This is a genomic window from Burkholderia sp. JP2-270, assembly GCF_003233675.1.
Lineage (GTDB): Bacteria > Pseudomonadota > Gammaproteobacteria > Burkholderiales > Burkholderiaceae > Burkholderia > Burkholderia pyrrocinia_C.
In genome coordinates, this window is sequence record NZ_CP029825.1 from 2,386,396 (window position 1) to 2,406,115 (window position 19,720).

Below are 19,720 nucleotides of genomic sequence, written 5' to 3' on the forward strand. Positions count from 1 at the left end.
CTCTATGTCCAGAATTCGCATTGATCTCGTTGTCTTCGTCGCCGGTCTGCTCGCAGTGGGCTGGATCGGCGTCGGCTATGTCGCGTCGAACCCGCTGGCGACCGCCGTCACGCTGCTGATCGGCGCGTGCTACGTCGCCGGCGCATGGGAACTGCTGCGCTACCGGCAGGCGACGGCCACGCTGTCGCGCGCGGTCGCGGGCCTGGCCGAGCCGCCGGCGAAGCTCGATGCGTGGCTCGACACGCTGCATCCGGGCCTGCGCGGCGCCGTGCGGGCACGTGTCGAAGGCGCGCGCGTCGCGCTGCCGGGCCCGGCGCTCACGCCTTACCTCGTCGGCCTGCTGGTGCTGCTCGGCATGCTCGGCACGCTGCTCGGGATGGTCGTCACGCTGAAGGGCACGGGCGCCGCGCTCGAAAGCGCGACCGACCTCGACGCGATCCGCGCATCGCTGATCGCGCCGGTGCAGGGCCTCGGCTTCGCATTCGGCACGTCGATCGCCGGCGTCGCGACGTCCGCGATGCTCGGGCTGCTGTCCGCGCTCGTGCGCCGCGAGCGGATCGACGTAGCGCAGCAGCTCGACGCGAAGATCGCGACGACGCTGCGCGTGCATTCGTCCGCGCACCAGCGCGACGAATCGTTCCGGCTGCTGCAGCGGCAGGCCGACGTGATGCCGGCGCTGGTCGACCGGCTCCAGACGATGATGACGACGCTCGAGGCGCGCAGCGTCGCCCTGCACGATCGCCAGCTCGAAAGCCAGCAGGCGTTTTTCGACCGGACCGAGCGCGCGTATGCGGGCCTCGCGTCGAACGTCGGCGATGCGCTGAAGGAAAGCGCCGCCGAAAGCGCGCGCGTGGCCGGTGCCGCGCTGCAGCCGGTCGTCGCCGCGACGATGACGGGGCTCGCGCAGGAGATGGCCGCGCTGCGCGACACCGTGACGGGCGCCGTGCAGCGCCAGCTCGACGGGCTGACCGACGGCTTCGAAAAGACCACCGGCAACGTGACGGCCGTCTGGAACCGCGCGCTCGACGAGCAGCGCCGCGCGGGCGAAGCGGTCGCGCAGCAATTGCAGACGACGCTCGGCCAGTTCACCGACACGTTCGCGCAGCGTTCGACGGACCTGCTCGACGGCGTCGCGACACGCCTCGAATCGACCGAAGGCCGCCTGTCGGATGCATGGCGCGAAGCGCTGTCGCGCCAGGAGCAGGTCGGCGAGACGCTGGCCGGCCAGCACGCACGCGCGCTGGGCGAAGCCGCCGCGACGTTCGAGCGGCATTCGGGCGCGACGCTCGCCGCGATGCGCGAGTCGCACGCAGGGTTGCAGACCGAACTGGCCGCGCGCGACGAACAGCGACTCGCCGCGTGGAACGACTCGCTGGCCGCGATGGCCGCGAAGCTCGGCGACGAATGGCAGCGCGCGGGCGTGCATAGCGCAGGCCGTCAGCAGGAAATCTGCGATGCGCTTGCGCAAACGACGCGCGATCTCACTACGCAGGCCGCCACGTTCGAACAACGCTCGAACGATCTGCTGTCGACGATTCGCGATTCGCACACGGGCCTGCAAACGCAACTCGCCGCACGCGACGAAGAGCGCCTGTCTGCATGGAACGAATCGCTGGCCGCGATGGCCACGAAGCTTGGCGACGAATGGCAGCGCGCGGGCGTGCATAGCGCGGGCCGCCAGCAGGAAATCTGCGATGCGCTTGCGCAAACGACGCGCGATCTCACTACGCAGGCCGCCACGTTCGAACAACGCTCGAACGATCTGCTGTCGACGATTCGCGATTCGCACACGGGTCTGCAAACGCAGCTGGCCGCACGCGACGAAGCACGCCTGTCTGCCTGGAACGACTCGCTGGCCGCGATGGCCACGAAGCTTGGCGACGAATGGCAGCGCGCGGGCGTGCATAGCGCAGGCCGTCAGCAGGAAATCTGCGATGCGCTTGCGCAGACGACGCGTGACCTGACCGCACAGGCCTCGACGTTCGAACAACGCTCGAACGATCTGCTGTCGACGATTCGCGATTCGCACACGGGCCTGCAAACGCAACTCGCCGCACGCGACGAAGAGCGCCTGTCCGCGTGGAATGACTCGCTGGCCGCGATGGCGACGAAGCTCGGCGACGAATGGCAACGCGCAGGCGTACACAGCGCAGGCCGTCAGCAGGAAATCTGCGACGCACTCGCACAAACGACGCGCGATCTCACCACGCAGGCCGCCACGTTCGAACAACGCTCGAGCGACCTGCTGTCGACGATCCGCGATTCGCACGCCGGCTTGCAGACGCAACTCGCCACACGCGACGAAGAACGCCTCAAGGCATGGAACGATTCGCTCGCCGCGATGGCGGCCGCGCTGCGCGACGAATGGGCGCAGACGAGCGCGCAGGCCGCGACGCGCCAGCAGGACATCTGCGACACGCTGGCCCGCACCGCGAACGACATCACCGAGCAGGCGCAGGTGCATGCGCGCGACACGATCAACGAGATCGCGCGCCTCGTGCAGGCCGCGTCGGAAGCACCGAAGGCCGCGGCCGACGTCGTTGCCGAGCTGCGCCAGCGCCTGTCCGACAGCATGGTGCGCGATACCGCGACGCTCGAGGAACGCAGCCGCCTGCTCGCGACGCTCGAAACGCTGCTCGGTGCAGTCAACCACGCGTCGACCGAACAGCGCACCGCGATCGACGCGCTCGTCAGCACGTCGGCCGACCTGCTCGACCGCGTCGGCGCGCGCTTCAACGACACCGTCGATGCCGAAACGCGCAAGCTTGATGCGGTGGCCGCGCAGGTCACTGCCGGCGCAGTCGAGGTCGCGAGCCTCGGCGATGCGTTCGGGATGGCCGTGCAGGTGTTCGGCGAGTCGAACGACAAGTTGCTGACCCATCTGCAGCGCATCGAGGCCGCGCTCGAGAAATCGCTCGCGCGCAGCGACGAGCAGCTCGAGTACTACGTCGCGCAGGCGCGCGAGGTGATCGACCTGAGCATGATGTCGCAGAAGCAGATCGTCGAAGACCTGCAGCAGCTCGCCGGCCGGCGGGCACCGGTCGGAGCGTAACGCATGCACGACGAAATCGACGGCGGCGCGCCATCCGCGCCGGTGTGGCCCGCGTTCGCCGACCTGATGTCGGTGCTGCTCGGCGCGTTCGTGTTGATCCTCGTCGGCGTGATCGGCATGCAGCTGCAGCTCACGTCGAAGCTCGAGGAAGCCGTGCGTGCACGCCAGCTCGAAGCGCAGCAGCGCAAGTCGCTCGAACAGGCGCTTGCCGGACCGCTCGCAGCCGGCCGCGTGACGCTCGTGAACGGGCGCATCGGCATCAGCGGTAACGTGCTGTTCGCGCTGAACTCCGACCAGTTGCAGCCTGCGGGCCGCGACCTGCTGAAGACGCTGGCCGCGCCGCTGGCTGCTTACCTGAAGACGCGCGACGAGATCCTGATGATCAGCGGTTTTGCCGACGACCAGCAGGTGCATGCCGGCAATCGCCAGTTCGCGGACAACTGGGAACTGTCGGCCAAGCGTGCGCTGACGGTCACGCGTGCGATGATCGACGCCGGCGTGCCGGCGGCGTCGGTGTTCGCGGCCGCGTTCGGCTCCGAACAGCCGGTCAGCTCGAATGCGGACGATGAGGGCCGCGCGAAGAACCGCCGCGTGGAAATCGCGCCGGTGCCGCGCAAGAGCGCATCGAACGGAGGGAAGGCGAAGTGACGGATGACGCGACGCCCTCCCGCGCGACGCTCGACGCATGGCGCGAGCAGGGCGCCGACCGGCTCGATCCTGTGCGTTTTCACCGGATCGACGCGCTCGAACGGCGCGCGGCCGTGCTCGATGGCGACGCACGCGGATTGCTCGACGCGCGGCTGGCGGCGTTGATCGAAGGCTACTCGGAGGTCGTCGCGCGGGCCGATGAAGGGAAGGCCGCGTGCGATACGGCGGAAGTCGCGGCAGGTACGCCCGTGCGCGGTGCGATTGCGGAACTCGTCGAACGGCTTGCGCGCGATGCGCAGGCCGACCGGCGCGGGCTCGATCCCGAGCTGGTCGACTACTTCCGCACGATGTGGTCGAAGGTCCGCACGGAACAGCAGTACCGCCAGTCGCTCGACCAGGTGCCGCGCAATGCGGGGCCGCTCAATTCGAACAGCCTCGTGCACCGGTCGCTGTCGACGATGCGCGAGCTGTCGCCGGAATATCTGCAGCAGTTCCTGTCGTATGTCGATGCGCTCGCGTGGCTCGAGGATCTCGCCGGCGGCGGCGCGCAGCCCGAGAAGGAAGCGCCGCGTGCGAAGGCGTCGAAACCGGCGAAAAAGGTGACGCGCACCAAGGCGCGGTAACGCCGCACGTATTCACGAACGAACACAGGTTGCGTGGCGGCTATTGGCCACGCGGCGCTTCGTCGTCGATCGCCGCGCGCAGCGCGTGCAACGCATCGGCCAACGCCGACGCGAATGGCGGATGCGCGGCGATGCCCGCCGCATCGAGCTGGCTTCCGAGGATCGGCAGCGCGATCGATGCGCGCTCGACGATGCGTGCGGACATCACCGACAGCGTTTCCCGCAGCGCCGCGTCGGCGTGCGTCGCGCGCGGCGACGCATTCAGCACCGCGACCGGCTTGTAGACGACCGCTTCGCATCCGACGACCCAGTCCAGCGCGTTCTTCATCACGCCGGTCACGCCGTGCGCGTATTCCGGGCTCGCGATCAGCACGCCGTCGGCCGCGTTCAGGCGATCGATCAGGTCGCGCACGGCGGCCGGCGACGGGTATTCGGTATCGGGATTGAACAGCGGGAATTCGCCGAGGCGATCGAAGCGCGCGATGCGCATGCCGCGCGGTGCGACGAGCGCGGCTGCATCGAGCAGCGCGGCGTTGTACGACTGCGACCGGAGGCTGCCGCATAGCGCGACGATGTCGATGCGGCGGTCGGCGTCGGTTCGGGGATCGGTGGTCATCGATGAGCGTTTCGGTTGGTGTGGTGCGCTGCCGCGTCGCGCGGACCGGACGGATTATCGCATCGGCGTTCGGGCGGCGTGGTGCGCGGTGCGTGGCGCCGACGCTACGCGGTCCGCGCCGATGCGGTGAACATGGTCGCGGAATCGCAGCGAGCCGGTTCGGCGTCGCTTATCCCGGCCGCCCGCGCGAATTCCGTCATCGTCCACCCGTTGCCGAGCAACAGCCGCCGCGTATGCAGCGCGCCATGCACGTCGTCCGGAACGGTGTCGCCGAGATAGCGCAGAGCGCGGCCTTCGACATCGACGAAGCCATGCCGGTAATCCTGCGCGAGCGCCGTCCACAGCCGCGTATGCGGCGCGCGCAGATATCGGTCCGCGCGGCACGGGATTTCGGGGGAATCGGGGCGTTTCGCGACAATTGGCCGCAAGGGGTTGCGCGGTGTGCGCAATCGATTCGAGAGATTCGTCGTCGCGATCCGTCGAACTCGATCGACATCGCTGCGATTCAACACCGAAAGGTTCGCGCTTCCGTTGCAGATTCGCGACAACGCGAACGATGCTCTGTTCCTGTTCGACACGCTGAATTCGCCGACTAGCCACATGGCGCCAACGTCAATAGAAATATTCACGTTCCGAATTTGTGCCCACGAGATCGAATGCGTTCTCGCGCTGGATGGGTGGTGCGAGCAGCAGGACAGATCTTTGACCGCACGACTTCGATCCACTGATTTCCAGTCGATTCAGTGCTGCGTCACGACGAGCGCACGGGTGCCGGTCTTAAAAGTTGATTCTCAAATTCGGATTATTCAAAAATCGTAGGGCACTTATTGAATGGTTTCAAATTGTTAAAGAGCCGCATCGGCCGACACGGTTTTTAAGTCGAACCCGACATGAATCATTTCCAGATGAACGAATGCTGAAGCGGGAGCGCTGTGCGTTCCTTCAATTTCTGACACTGTGCTGATAAATATTTCGATAAATTACACCGCGAGGGACCAATCCATCCCGCCGTAGCCGGAGTGAAGAAGAGTCGGGGAAAGCTCGGCAGCGTTGTTTTTGGCACTGTCGTCCTCTTCTGCACTTGCGCGAGGCGTTTCGCATTTATCCGCTTGGCGCGTAAAAGCGCGTCCGTCGCACCATGAATAAAAAGCAATATCGTCTGATATTCAGTTGCGTCCGACGGATGCTGATCGCGGTTGAAGAGACTGCCAACTCGTCGGGGAAGGCAAACAATGGAGAAACCGTGCGGGCCGGGTGCGGCCGGCTGCGACGTGCGGTGGTGAAGTTTGCGCTGCGCCACGCGGCGTTTGCGGCGTTGGTTGCGACAGGGGCGACACCGCTTTGGGTGGGCGCGCAGGTCGTCGGAGCGGGGGCGAATGCGCCCAAGGTCGTGCAGACCCCGAATGGCTTGCCGCAGGTCAATATCAACAAACCCAGCGGGGCCGGCGTTTCGCTGAACACCTATTCGCAGTTCGATGTTCGGAAACCGGGCGTGATCGTGAACAACTCGCCGGTGATGACGAACACGCAGCAGGCCGGCTATATCAACGGCAACCCGAATTTTGGCGCGAACGACGGAGCCAGGATCGTTATCAATCAGGTCAACAGCAACAATCCTTCGCAACTCAGGGGGTATGTCGAGATTGCCGGTCAGCGCGCCGAGATGATTATCTCTAACCCGTCCGGATTGGTTGTCGACGGCGGCGGGTTTATCAATACCTCGCGCGCAATCCTGACGACCGGAACCCCGAATCTGAATGCGGATGGGTCGCTGGCGGGTTTCAACACGACACGTGGCCTGATTACGGTGCAGGGTGCCGGCCTGAATGCCACCAACGTCGATCAGATCGATCTGATTGCGCGGGCCGTACAAACCAATGCAGCCATTTACGCGAACAACCTGAACGTCATTACGGGCGCGAACCAGATCAGCCACGATACGCTGCAAACGACGCGAATTCAGGGCGAAGGCGCCACGCCCGCCGTTGCAATCGACGTCGGTCAACTGGGTGGCATGTACAGCAACCGGATTTTCCTGGTCGGCACCGAGGGCGGCGTCGGAGTCCGGAATGCCGGGACGATCGCAGCGGATGCGATGGGGCTGACGCTGACGACGGACGGCCGGCTGATGCAGTCGGGCAAGGTCAGCTCGCTCGGGAGCGTCGCGGTATCGGCCGCCGGCGGAGTCGAGAACAGCGGTACGACTTACGGGCAGCAGTCGGTGTCGCTGAATACCGGCGCGGACGTGGTGAATACCGGTACGCTTGCCGCGCAGCATAACGTGGGCGTGAATGCGGGTTCGCTTAATTCGGCGGGCCTGCTGGGCGCGGGTGTGAACAGTGACGGCGTCGCTACGCAAGGGGGCGATCTGCAGGTCACGACGACGGGCCAGTTGAACGCGAACGGAAAGAACATCGCGGGCGGTAATGTATCGGCGACAGGCTCCACCGTAAACCTCGCAGGCAGCACGACGGCCGCGAACGGCAACCTTTCGCTGACCGCCACGACCGGCGACGTGAATTTCGCGAACGCGACGACGAGCGCCCAGGGCGCGGTCACCGCAAATGCGGCCGGCACGGTCAACAACCACCACGGCAGCCTGACGAGCGGCGGCAGTACGAGCCTGACGGGCGGCAACGTATCGAATCAGGGCGGCACGGTATCGTCGCAGGGGCCGCTGTCGGTAACGGCCGCCGGGCAGATCGCCAACCAGGCTGGCGTGCTCATGTCGGAAAGCACGATGGCGCTACGCGGTAACAGCATCGCGAACCATCAAGGCACGATCCAGGGCGCCGGACATGCGACCGTCGATGGCAACACGATCGACAACACGGCGGGCCGCATCACGTCGCTCAATACCGACGGGCTGGAACTCACCGCGACCGGTCTACTCACGAACGCGGCCGGCACGACCGCGAACGGCGCCCAAGGCGGCGTGATCGGCGGCAACGGCGACGTGACCGTGCGAGGCGGGAATATCGCCAACCGCGCGACGATCACGTCGAACACGAATCTTCAGGTTTCCGGCCAGTCGGTCGACAACAGCGGCGGCACGCTGAAGGCTGCGCAGAAGGCGGCGGTCGATGCGGGCGCGCGCCTGGTCAACAACGGCGGCACCATCGTCGGCCAGGCGGCCGCGCTGACCGGCACGACGCTCGACAACAGCGCCGGCAATGTACAGGCCGACCAGGTTTCGTTGTCTGCGACCAATGTGGTGAACCACGGCGGCACGATTACGCAGACCGGCACCGGTGCGATGGCCGCCAACGTTTCAGGCACGCTCGACAATTCGGGCGGCGGCATGCTGCAAACCAACAGCACCGACCTGATGCTCGCTCCCGCTTCGCTGGTGAACGATGGCGGCACGATCACGCATGCAGGCACCGGCACGCTGACGCTCGGCAATGGGTCGGGTTCGGTGTCGAACGTCGGCGGCACGATCGCCGGCAACGGACGTATCACGGCTCAAACCGGTTCGCTGAACAATACTTCGGGTTCGATCAATGCGCAGGCCGGGTTGACAGCCACGGTCGGCGGAATGTTGAACAACACGAACGGCAAGCTGCTGTCCAACACCGACCTTGGCGTCACCGCGGGCGCCTTGACGAACAACGGCGGCCAGATCGGCGCGAGCACGAACGCGTCGATCCAGGTCGGGTCGATGACGAATCATGGGGGCGCGATCGTCGGCCCGAATCTGAGCGTGCGCGCAAACGATTCACTCGACAACAGCGGCGGCAAGCTCGAAGCCAACCAGCTCGCGCTGACCGCACCGACCTTGACGAACCATGGCGGCACCATCACGCAATATGGTTTATCGGCAATGGGTGTCGACGTGAGCGGCACGCTCGACAACTCCGCGGGCGGCGTGATTCAGACGAACAGCACCGACCTGACGCTTGCCCCGGGCCAATTGAACAACGCAGGCGGCACGATCACGCACGCCGGCACGGGCACGCTGACGCTCGCGCCGGGCAGCGGCGCGAGCGCGCTGAACAACGCTGCAGGCACCATCGTCACGAAGGGGCAAGCCTTCATCAATGCCGGCAGTTGGAACAACGCGAGCGGCATCCTCGCGGCGCAGCGCGGCATCCATGCAACAATCGCGGGCGACGTGAACAACGCGCAGGGGCTGGTACGTGCGGGAACGTCGCTGTCGTTGACGAACGGCGGCGCGCTGGTGAACCGGGGCGGTCACATTCAGGCCGGGCAGGCGACGGCCGGCGATACGAGCACGCTCGCCGTTCAATCCGGTTCGATCGACAATACCGATGGCGCGATTACCGATCTCGGCGCCGGCAAGATGACTGTGCAGGGCGGCAGTCAGATCATCAATAGCCACGCGGGTGGCGTGGCGGGCATGGGGGCGATCACCGGCAACGGCGACGTGACGATCGGCGCGGCATCGATCATCAACGCGCAGGGTGGACAACTGAGCGGCGCGTCGCTGCATGTCCGGGGCGACACGCTGGACAACAGCGGCGGACAGATCGGCAACGTCGCGAATTCGAGCGGCGACTTGGACGTGACGATGAGCAGTGCCGTCACGAACACGAACGGCCAGATCAGCTCGACGCACGACCTGACGGTCACGGCGGCGACGCTGCAAGGCGGCGGCACGTACAGCGCCGCGCACGATGCGAAAGTGAACCTGCAGGGCGACTACACGACAACAGCCGACACGCGGTTCAACGTTGGCCACAACCTCGCCTTCACGCTGCCGGGCACCTTCGCGAACAATGCGAGCCTGCAGTCGGTTAACAACCTGAGTGTCGATGCACGCAACATCGTCAACGTCGGCACGATGATGGCGGGCGGTCTGCTGCATACGCAGTCCGACAATCTGACCAATACCGGTTCGATGGTCGGCAGCAGCACGTCGCTGAATGCAACGGGCACGGTATCGAACCTCGGGCCGACCGCGTTGATCGGTGCATCGGACAGCAACGGCCTGCTCGAAATCCTCGCACACGATATCGAGAACCGCGACGACACGAGCACGACCGACACGATGGCGACGACTGCCATCTTCGGGATGGGCAAGGTCGTGCTGGCTGGCGGAAAGGATGCCAACGGCAATTACACGAATGCCGCGCTCGTCAACAACGTATCGGCGCTGATCCAGTCGGGCGGCGACATGGAGCTGCATGCCGACAAGCTGACCAATACGCGTCGCGTGATGACCACCACCGGTTATACGAGCAATGTCGATCCGGCCGTCCTCGAAAAGTACGGCATCAGCATGTCGGGTTGCGTGGCCTATTACGTGGAGGCTTGCAACGGCAAGGATGTCAACTGGATCAACCTTTCGCGCGATCCGAACTTTCCCGATTACGACCCTGTCCCGGTCATCGCCAAACTGAAGGAACAGCCCGGTGGCGTATTCACCGTTCCGCCGAACGCCGGGCAGTGGAACAGCGGCTACCAGTACACGACCTATACGGGCGTTGCGGTCGCGAACACGATCAAGAACATCAGCCCAGCCGGACAAATCGTATCGGGCGGGGCGATCGACGCAACGTCATCGGGCACGGTGCAAAACTACTGGAGCAATATCGCGGCGGTCGGCGATCTGAAGCTGCCCGCACGATATGACGGCGACGGGTGGGCGGCGACGGGCCAGCAGGCGCCGGGCGCGACGGTCACCTACTCGGGCCAGTATCACTACAACAACTACGACAACACCGAACACAACTGGCAGTTGCCGTTCGGCGATGCACCGTTCGTCGGCAGTCACCCCGGCGGTTATACCCAGGCGGCGCCGGCTGACGTCAAGAAGGTCGGCTTGCCGGATTACAGGTCGACGTTGGGTTCCAACGGGACGATTTCCGGAACCGGCGTGAGCATCAACAACACGGCCGCAAACGCGTCGATTCCATCGCTTGGCCTGCTCCCCGGGCAGGCTGTGCCGGGCTTGACGATCGGCGGCTTGAGCGGCAACGCCAGCGGCGCGAAATCGGGGGCGTCGGCCGTGCATGGCGGCGTCACCACGGTCGATCCGGTCATTGCCAGCGCGACGGCTTTGAACGTGCTCAACAACCTGACGATTCCGCAGGGCGGCTTGTACCGACCGGACCCGTCGCCGAACGCGAGCTACGTGATCGAGACGAATCCCGCGTTCACGAACCAGAGGAACTTCATCTCGAGCGATTATTTCTTCAGTCAGATCGGCGTCGACCTCACGCATATTCCGAAGCGGCTGGGTGACGGGTTCTACGAACAGCAACTGGTTCGCAATGAAGTGACGGCGCTGACCGGCCGCGCCGTGCTCGGGCCGTACACGGATCTCGAGACGATGTACAAGTCGCTGATGGCCGCGGGCGCCGGCCTGTCGAAATCGCTCGATCTGCCGATCGGCGCGAGCCTGTCGGCCGATCAGGTGTCGAAGCTGACCAGCAACGTGATCATGATGGAAACGCGCGCGGTCGACGGGCAGTCGGTGCTCGTGCCGGTCGTGTATCTCGCGCAGGCCAACCAGCAGAACGTCAACGGGCCGTTGATTACCGCGACCGACATCGATTTGAAGGACGCGCAGCACTTCACGAACAGCGGCACGGTGAAGGCGGACAAGACGCTGTCAATTCAGGGCAAGCAGATCGACAATGCTTTCGGCGCGCTGCAGAGCGGCGGCCTCATGTCGCTGACGACGGACGGCAACGTCGATCTGACCTCGGCCAAGGTGAAGGCCGGCAGCCTGAACCTGAACGCAGGTGGCGACCTGATTCTCGATACCGCTACGCAGACCGACAAGCAGGTCAGCCGCGACGGCGCGACGAACGTCAAGACGACGCTCGGGCCGACCGCGCAACTCGACGTGACGGGTGACGCGGCGATCAGGACGGGCGGCAACTTCCAGCAGAACGCGGGGAATCTGTCGGTGGGCGGCAATTTCGGCGCGAGTATCGGCGGCGACTGGTCGCTCGGCACGCAACAGACCGGCGAGCACAAGATCGTGCAGCGTGCGAATGGGGTGTCGGATACGAACCTCAACAGTGCGGTTGGCAGCACGGTCAAGGTCGGGGGTGTGTCCAATATCGGTGTCGGTGGCGATTTCACGGCGAAGGGCGCGCAGATCGATCTGCGCGGCGGCGGCACGATCGCCGCAAAAGGCAATGTGACGCTTGGCGCGGCGAGTACGACGTCGACGGTGAACGCCAACAGCTCGGGTGACGAGGGTAGCCGGAGCTATGCGGAAACCAAGCATGCGTCGGATCAAGCGCTGACTGGAACGACGCTGACGGGCGGCAATACCGTCAATCTCGTGTCGGGCAAGGACATTACGGTCAGCGGCAGCGCAATCAGTCTCGACAAGGGCAATGCGAACCTGCTGGCAGCGGGCGACGTGAATGTCGGCGCGGCGGCCGAGACGCGCGAATTCAATTCGCATGAAACGCATAGCCGTAGTGGCGTGGTTAGCGGTTCGAAGGTTGCGAGCGGGATCGATCATTCGATGACGCTGAATCACGGAAGTCTGGTGTCAGCGGACGGCGTGAACATCATCAGCGGGAAGGACGTCAATGTTCAGGGCAGTACCGTCGTCGGAACGAACGACGTAACGCTCACTGCAGCAAACAACGTGACGGTTACCAGGTCACAGGATACGTTGCAGTCGTCGAGCTACTACGACAAGAAGGAATCGGGGTTGATGTCGGGCGGCGGTCTGTCGGTGTCGGTTGGCAGCAGTTCGCTGAAGACGACCAGTCAGACGACCGAGGTGTCGAACAACGGCAGCGCGATCGGTTCGCTGAAGGGCAACGTCAGCATTACTGCTGGAAACGACCTGCACGTGACGGGAAGCGACCTGATCGCGGCGCAAAACCTCAGCGGCACGGGCGCGAACGTGACGATCGATGCAGCGCAGGACACGGGCCGCCGCAGCGAAACGCAGGAAGTGTCGAAGAGCGGCGTGACGCTGGCATTGAAGGCGCCGGTGATCGACGCGGTGTCGAATGCCGTTGGTCAATCGCGTGCGGCCGGCAGCAGCCAGGATGGTCGTGCGGCAGCGTTGCATGGGATGGCGGCGGCCAGCGCAGCGTGGGACGCGGATAAGGCTGCTGGCGATCTGGTCCGGGCGCTCGGGGCGGGCGAGGCACCTCAGTTCAAGGTCGAGGTCAGCATCGGCAGCAGTCATGGCAAGAATGCATTCACCGAGAGCAGCGTGACGAATCGCGGCTCCAGCGTCACCGCAGGCGGAACAGCGGCGTTTGCAGCGACTGGTAACGGGCAGCCGGATAGCGGCAATGTGACTATCGCTGGCTCGAACGTGAACGCAAACGACGTGATATTGGCAGCGAAGAATCAGGTCAATATCGTCAATACGACGGATACCGATTCGACGCGCAGCACGAATGAATCGAAGAGCGCAAGTGTCGGCGTATCGGTCGGCACGGGCGGCTTCGGTATCTCGGCGGCGATGTCGAAAGCCAATGGCGACGGCAACAGCGATCTGGCCACGCAGAACAACAGCCATGTGAACGCCGCAAACGGCGCGACGATCATCTCGGGCGGCGATACGAACATCATCGGCTCGAACGTCAAAGGCAAGCAGGTGAATGCCGACGTGGGCGGGAACCTGAACATCGCGAGTGTGCAGGACACGTTGTCGAGCGCGGCGCATCAGTCGAGTTCGGGGGGCGGCTTCAGCGTCAGTCAGGGCGGCGCCAGTGCGAACTTCAGCCAGAGCAAGGGCAATGCCGCGGGCAGTTATGCGGGTGTCAACGAGCAAGCCGGGATTCATGCGGGCGACGGTGGCTTCAATATCAACGTCACTGGCAATACCGACCTGAAGGGGGCACTCATCGCGAGCGACGCGGACGCGTCGAAGAACACGCTGACGACGGGTTCGCTGTCCTTCTCGGACATCCAGAATCAGTCGCACTACGATGCGAGTTCGAGCGGCTTCAGCGCCGGTGCGACGACTGGCGATGGCGGGATGAACGACAGCACGCACGGCAGCACGTCGGGCAAGAATGCGGGCGGTGCCGCGCCCATGCTTGGCCAGGACGACAGTGGCAGTGATAGCGCGACGACGAAGAGCGGCGTAAGCGCAGGGACGGTCACGATTACGGATTCGGCAAGCCAGAAGCAGGATGTGGCGAGCTTGAACCGCGACATGACGAACACAAACGGTACCGTCGCCAAACTTCCCGACATGCAGAACCTGCTGAGCAATCAAGCGGACATGATGGCTGCGGCCAGCGCGGCTGGTGAAGCCGTGTCGCGCCGGATCGGGGACTTTGCTGACGAGATGAAACGGCAAGCCCAGGCTAATGGTGACCAGGCAGGCGTCGACGCGTGGAAGGAAGGTGGAGCGAATCGCGCGCTGATGCAAGGTGCCGGCGCGGCGCTGGTGACGGGGCTGGCCGGCGGCAATGCGGTAGGTGGCGCAGCCGGTGCGGCGATTGCATCGATCGCGTCGGGCAAGTTGAATGAATTGAGCAGCGCGATCGCGGGTAGCAATCCGACCGGCAACGTCAATATGAATCAGGCGCTGGGCAACATCGTGGCGAATGTGCTTGCGACGGGGGCAGGTGCGGCTGTGGGTGGGGAGTCGGGGGCGTTCTCTGGATATAACGTTGATCGGTTTAATCGGCAGCTTCACCCTGACGAAAGACAGTGGGCGAAGGATAAGGCGAAGGACTTCGCGAAATTCTATGAAGAAATGACCGGCAAGGCACTCACTGCGGAGCAGGCGCAGAATATGCTGCTGGCGAATGGCTATCGTTTGGTCGATGCGGCGGCGAGTAAGGGACCGGGCGGGGATGCAACGGCGGTGGCGTATATCAGTCAGAACGGTGGCGGGTTGTTCCACGCGACGACGACGGAGTACAACAACCCGTTCCTGTACGGCAACAAGGACGGGGCGCTGACACCGGAGCAGCGAGCTTTGCCGGGTGCGGTGGCCAATCCAAAGGCGGGGCTCGCAATTGTGGGTGGCCTGGTAACTGCCGGACTGGCGCCAGAGATTGCTGCTGGGTTGGCCTCTATATCTGGCGCGCCAATTTTTGGTTCGGCTGGGGCAATGGGAGCCAGTGCATGGGCGTCGCCTGTTGGTATTGGCGTCGTTATTGGTAGTGTAAATGCGGCATCGCAGTACATCCAGAATGGCACAATCAATCCAGTTGATGTTGGGTATGCAGCATTGGCTGGAGGAGCCGGCACTTACACTAAGTTCTTTGGGAATGTCGTAATAAACGCAGTGACAGGTGCTCTCGATACTGCCACTAACAACGCAATCTCTGGCAAGCACGACAGCATTGCAACCGGTGCGACAGTGAATGCCGGTGCAGCAGCTATCGGCTATGGTGCGGGGCTTGCCATGCAAAATGCAATTTCTGCGTTGTCGAGGTCAGGAATAGGTAGCTTTGGTTGGTCCGGGACTGGTGTTTGGGCGGGGCCATCAGGCTGGAATCTGTTTAACCAAAATAATGTTCCCGCAATTGGTGCTGGTATCGCTGGTGCTGCTGGTGCCGAAGCAGGAACGAAAGCGATAAATGATTCCAAATCTCGGATTGGGAAATAACAAGATGTTTAGATTGATTGTATTGTATTTGATTGCTTTCTCTCTGTCATTTCTCTGTTTTGTGGCTGTAAAAATATTTGTAATGATATTTGTGGTCTGCTTTTATGGTGGTGGTTACTTATGGACGAGCGACGACACGAAGTTTGTTTTGGTGAACGGCGCTTTGTTAGGGTTTGTTTTTTGTGTCTTTGTGACAGTGGTTTTTGTGCGAAGGGGCCCGTAATTGCGGATTTTATGAGTAATTGTGATTTTTTTAATGGTTTTGAATTATTTTTATAAAAATCGCTATGAAAATACGATATCTTGCTGCACTTCTCTTCCCGCTCATTGGCGCGTGCTGGGCGAACGGTTGCCACGTCTGGCGATTCCAAGAAACAGTAAGGAGCGGCTATGTCGGGCGAGATCATAAGCGGGTTGGTTGGTGGATTGTTCGGGACACTCATTGGCAGAGTTTCTTGCCGGTCAGTCGGTTGGCGGAAGTGGATGCGCTTTCGGGGCGTGCGTAGGTGTCAATCATGCCGCTGGGGGATCCACTGCGTTCGAGTTCGGAGTTGATTTCGGTGGTTTTACCAAGACGCCCAACGTTAGTGGGAACGCTGCAGGTGGTTATTCCGGTCAGATCCCCAATCCATTCGTGAAATGATCGGGTAGAGATATGAAGAAGTTGTCGGTAAAGAAAGCTCTTTTTTTTCTCATATGGATGGCACTGGGTGTTTGGGTGGTTTCTCGGACTCCGACCATTTCCACCGCAAAGGGGAAGTTGGAAATAATGACTGCGGATTTGAGCTATCTTTTTGATAATGCCACTATTTTGTCTCGACATGAAAACGCAAAAACGGGGGCGGCTCTCGCGCTCTATGATGTAGATGCATCGACTTTTGGTGAGGAAAAAGAGAATTTTCTCAAAAATTCTCTGAAAAAAAAGGGATGGGTGTTTTTGGGGAGGGATGGTGATGCATACGTGATGTGCAAGAGTGGGATGAAGGCATCTTTTGCTGAAAGGTCTGATAAAACAGAATTGGATAGCATGGGGAAACGTATCTTTTCTGTAAGCATGGAATTCAATGCGGGAACTGAGGATTTCTGTCGTCGGAGAATGCACTGATCGGTTCAATCGATAGTTGCATCCGAAAGAAAAGACGCTCGCGAATCAACTTGGTCCGGGAAGCAACGGAAAATATACTCGCGCGTAGATAAGGATGGTAATTTCCCAGGTTAACTGAGGGTTGCATGGTTCGTTTATAGCGAACCGGCCGAGATTGATTCGGTGGCGAGAATGGGCCTTGCTGTCTCCTCCATCTTGGAGTAATCGCGCATTTTTGAGAGGGGCGGTATTCGACGGCGGGCTTTGTGAAATTATTCAAGGATCTGATTGTCGGTATTTTGGTTTATGGGGTGGTGTATGGGTTTTTCGCGAAAGTGTTGATGAATGGCCAAACGGATATGGTCGAGAAGTATCGTCAAATGAAGTCTGATATGGATAATGTTGTCGAGCGAGGTGGGGTGGTTGTGTTTTCCAAGGAGAATGAGCGAGGCGGCGCCGCCTTGGTTATGAGGGGTATTGATGCTGGATCGGTGTATAAAAAATTGCTCGATATTTATAGGGGGGGCTTCATTTCTCGTGGATGGAATATTGTAGATTCAAATGCGCGCAAGATCGCATTTTGCATGGGCGGTGTGTAGGCAACGCTGAACTTGGTTCCAGAGTGGTTTCCGGAAAAGCTGATGAATATTTATGATTTGAGCATGGAATATAACTCCGGAACGGTAATGGATTGTGGGAGGTGAGAGGGTGGATATATTTCGACGAATTTATTTCTGAAATTTTATATCGGATGGTGGGTAAGGTTGTGAATATTGGTGGTGTCGGTATTGGTTGCCCTGTCTATCAGGGTAAGATCGAAATCGGATGTTAGCTATGGTTGGGATTCCCGGTTCTGCACCTAAAACGCGAGGGCAAAAGATTGCATCTGCCATCGGAGCAATCATTGTCTTTGGTGTTGCAGCGTACATCCTGTTGGAAAACATCTTCTTCCGATAAACAACGAACCCGGCCAAGGCCGAGTTCGTTGCTTGTGGGTTCAGTCAGGATGTGGCGAGCTTGAACCGCGACATGACGAACACAAACGGTACCGTCGCCAAACTTCCCGACATGCAGAACCTGCTGAGCAATCAAGCGGACATGATGGCTGCGGCCAGCGCGGCTGGTGAAGCCGTGTCGCGCCGGATCGCGGACTACGCGGACAAGATGATGAAGGACGCTGCGGCTAATGGTGATAAGGCAGGCGTCGACGCATGGAAGGAAGGCGGAGCGAATCGTGCACTGATGCAAGGTGCCGGCGCGGCGCTGGTGACGGGACTGGCGGGAGGCAATGCGGTCGGCGGCGCAGCCGGTGCGGCGATTGCATCGATCGCGTCAGGCAAGCTGAACGAGTTGAGCAGGGCGATCGCGGGCAGCGATCCGACCGGCAACGCCAATATGAATCAGGCGCTGGGCAACAGGTGGCGAATGCGCTTGCGACGGGGGCTGGTGCGGCTGTGGGTGGGGAGTCGGGGGCGTTCTCGGGATATAACGTCGACCGGTTCAATCGGCAGTTGCATCCGGAGGAGAAGAAGTGGATCAATGAAAAGGAAACTGCTTACGCGAAGAAGTACGGTTTGACACTCGAACAGGCGCATAACGAACTCACGACGCAGGCCAATTTGCAAGTACAGAACGGCTCATCAGGTACATGGAATCAGCGCGCGCATGACTTCTTGAGTCAGGCGCATGGCATGTTGCCTGCTGACGGCAGTAGCGGCCCCGGTTACATGTTCTACGCGACGCCGGAGCAGAAGGCGAACGTGGAAATGTATGCGAAGTACTATCCGAATGGTGTGGGTGTGAACGTACCGAACGGTCAGGCGATTGCGAGTTCGGCAGGTAGGGACCAGGCATACCAGGACTTGTACGCAAAGCTCACGCTTGGCGCAGCAGCGGGTGCGGCGGGTATCGCAGTAGGCGGTCCAATCGCGGCATTGCCGGGAGCGCCAATATTTAGTTCGGGTGGAGCGTTGGGTTCTGGAGCGTTGGCTTCGCCGGTTGGGACGGGAGCGATTAGTGCAGGGATTAATGTGGGAGCGCAGTACTACAAGGATGGCAAGATCAACCCGGTTGATGTTGCCGGTGCGTTTGCGACAGGTATGGTGGGTACTTATAACGGCGCTGGTCTGGGTTGGAACGTTTTTGTGAATACGATTGGTGGGGCAACGACGACGGTATTGAATAATATCTTGCAGGGTAAGAGCGACAGTGTTGTCGGATCGGCAGTGACTAGTGGTGTATTGTCGAGTATGGGTTACGGACTTGGGAAGCTCGCCGAGTCAGGTGTCAATTCTGTTCTCAAGCCAACGATTAATACGCCGAATTGGGCTTCGTCGGGTTCTTGGTCTGGCGGTGGATGGAACTTGTTTAGCCCAAACAATCTTGGTCCTGTCGGTGGCGCGACTGCTGGTAGTGCGGGGCAAGAGCTTATCAATGGCATGTACCAAAGCATGCAGTCCACGAGTGGTGCAAAAAAATGATCGTTCGATTGTTGCGTACGCTAGGTTTGTTTATTTTGATTTGCATCCCGGGCATGGGTGTGATCTACATCGTTGGCGCATATCTGAGCTGTGCTTTCGTGGATGGCTGTTATTCAAAGCTTGGCCTGGTTGGTATTTTTGAAAGCGTGAGCATAAAAGGAATTCTTGTGAGAGGAGGGCTTTTGGCGGCTGTGTTTACATTGATCGTGTGGCCTCGTATTCCTCAACCATAAGAGTGCTGATTATTTTATTCGAACGCGGATCGGTTTAATTTCTGGCCGCATCATGAAGAAAAGCCGCTTGCGAAGCAACTGGCCGAGAAGGCAGGGGAAAGTATGTCCAAGTGAAGATTGAAGATCAAATGCGGATCATGGAAATTGGATAAAGGGCGCCGGCGTATTCAGTGATGCTGTAAAAACTGGGAAATGAAGATCATAAATGATGGTAATTTCGCCCCTTGGTTTCGTGTCGGATTGTGGGTGGTTGGTATAGCTATTGCAGCTGCGTCTTATTATTTTATATCTGGATTATTTATGTTCTTTGGTGTTGTCGTCGGAATGATTGTTCTAGCGACCGGAACATACGCGGAGCGTGCGAATATCCTGCACTTGAAGCCGTTCAATGAAAGCTACAAGAAGGCACGCGAGAGCTACAGGCCAAACGAATGCGATGACGAAGACAATTCAAAATGAAAA

At 61.1% G+C, this 19,720-nt stretch carries 10 protein-coding genes and 1 pseudogene; 9 read left to right on the forward strand and 2 right to left on the reverse strand.

Annotated features, from left to right (window positions below; genetic code table 11):
- The first annotated feature begins 4 nt into the window (after positions 1-4).
- From DM992_RS28925 to DM992_RS28935, 3 genes are read left to right on the forward strand one after another with little or no spacing between them, the layout of a single operon-like run.
- Positions 5-3,052: a DUF802 domain-containing protein gene (locus DM992_RS28925; RefSeq protein WP_111019666.1), complete on the forward strand. Its 3,048-nt coding sequence runs from the start codon at positions 5-7 to the stop codon at positions 3,050-3,052.
- A 3-nt stretch (positions 3,053-3,055) separates the two neighbouring features.
- Positions 3,056-3,700, forward strand: a complete 645-nt coding sequence (locus DM992_RS28930) for an OmpA family protein (protein WP_111019667.1) — start codon at positions 3,056-3,058, stop codon at positions 3,698-3,700.
- Complete coding sequence (locus DM992_RS28935) at positions 3,697-4,323, forward strand: DUF2894 domain-containing protein (protein WP_111019668.1); 627 nt, start codon at positions 3,697-3,699, stop codon at positions 4,321-4,323. Before DM992_RS28930 ends, DM992_RS28935 begins: the two co-directional genes overlap by 4 nt.
- A 40-nt stretch (positions 4,324-4,363) precedes the next feature.
- Here the strand turns inward: DM992_RS28935 and DM992_RS28940 are convergent, their stop codons facing one another.
- Complete coding sequence (locus tag DM992_RS28940; RefSeq protein ID WP_111019669.1) at positions 4,364-4,939, reverse strand: NADPH-dependent FMN reductase; 576 nt, start codon at positions 4,937-4,939, stop codon at positions 4,364-4,366.
- Positions 4,940-5,043: 104 nt separating this feature from the next.
- Positions 5,044-5,334 (reverse strand): annotated as a pseudogene (locus DM992_RS28945) (histone acetyltransferase); the annotation flags it as partial.
- A gap of 743 nt (positions 5,335-6,077) precedes the next feature.
- Here DM992_RS28945 and DM992_RS28950 point away from each other — a divergent pair.
- The 6 genes from DM992_RS28950 (at position 6,078) to DM992_RS41885 (ending at position 19,717) form a co-directional block, all read left to right on the forward strand.
- Complete coding sequence (locus DM992_RS28950) at positions 6,078-15,461, forward strand: hemagglutinin repeat-containing protein (RefSeq protein ID WP_111019670.1); 9,384 nt, start codon at positions 6,078-6,080, stop codon at positions 15,459-15,461.
- 655 nt (positions 15,462-16,116) lie between these two features.
- Positions 16,117-16,566, forward strand: coding sequence for a hypothetical protein (locus DM992_RS41880; RefSeq protein ID WP_162631755.1), 450 nt, complete (start codon positions 16,117-16,119; stop codon positions 16,564-16,566).
- A 245-nt stretch (positions 16,567-16,811) separates the two neighbouring features.
- Positions 16,812-17,144, forward strand: coding sequence for a hypothetical protein (locus DM992_RS28955; RefSeq protein ID WP_111019671.1), 333 nt, complete (start codon positions 16,812-16,814; stop codon positions 17,142-17,144).
- 418 nt (positions 17,145-17,562) lie between these two features.
- A complete protein-coding gene (locus DM992_RS28960; RefSeq protein ID WP_162631756.1) occupies positions 17,563-18,123 on the forward strand; it encodes a hypothetical protein in 561 nt (186 codons plus the stop codon).
- Positions 18,057-19,025, forward strand: coding sequence for a hypothetical protein (locus DM992_RS42405; RefSeq protein WP_204356138.1), 969 nt, complete (start codon positions 18,057-18,059; stop codon positions 19,023-19,025). The genes DM992_RS28960 and DM992_RS42405 overlap by 67 nt, the downstream gene beginning before the upstream one ends.
- 425 nt (positions 19,026-19,450) lie before the next feature.
- The gene (locus DM992_RS41885; protein ID WP_162631683.1) at positions 19,451-19,717 is read left to right on the forward strand and encodes a hypothetical protein; all 267 of its coding nucleotides are present in this window, start codon (positions 19,451-19,453) and stop codon (positions 19,715-19,717) included.
- The last annotated feature ends 3 nt before the right edge of the window (positions 19,718-19,720 follow it).

Bases quoted from the DNA above. Each gene is read 5' to 3' on its own strand.
- DM992_RS28925 (WP_111019666.1), top strand. From the start codon at position 5: ATGTCCAGAATTCGCATTGATCTCGTTGTCTTCGTCGCCGGTCTGCTC.
- DM992_RS28930 (WP_111019667.1), top strand. From the start codon at position 3,056: ATGCACGACGAAATCGACGGCGGCGCGCCATCCGCGCCGGTGTGGCCC.
- DM992_RS28940 (WP_111019669.1), bottom strand. From the start codon at position 4,939: ATGACCACCGATCCCCGAACCGACGCCGACCGCCGCATCGACATCGTC.
- DM992_RS28950 (WP_111019670.1), top strand. From the start codon at position 6,078: ATGAATAAAAAGCAATATCGTCTGATATTCAGTTGCGTCCGACGGATG.
- DM992_RS41880 (WP_162631755.1), top strand. From the start codon at position 16,117: ATGAAGAAGTTGTCGGTAAAGAAAGCTCTTTTTTTTCTCATATGGATG.
- DM992_RS41885 (WP_162631683.1), top strand. From the start codon at position 19,451: ATGAAGATCATAAATGATGGTAATTTCGCCCCTTGGTTTCGTGTCGGA.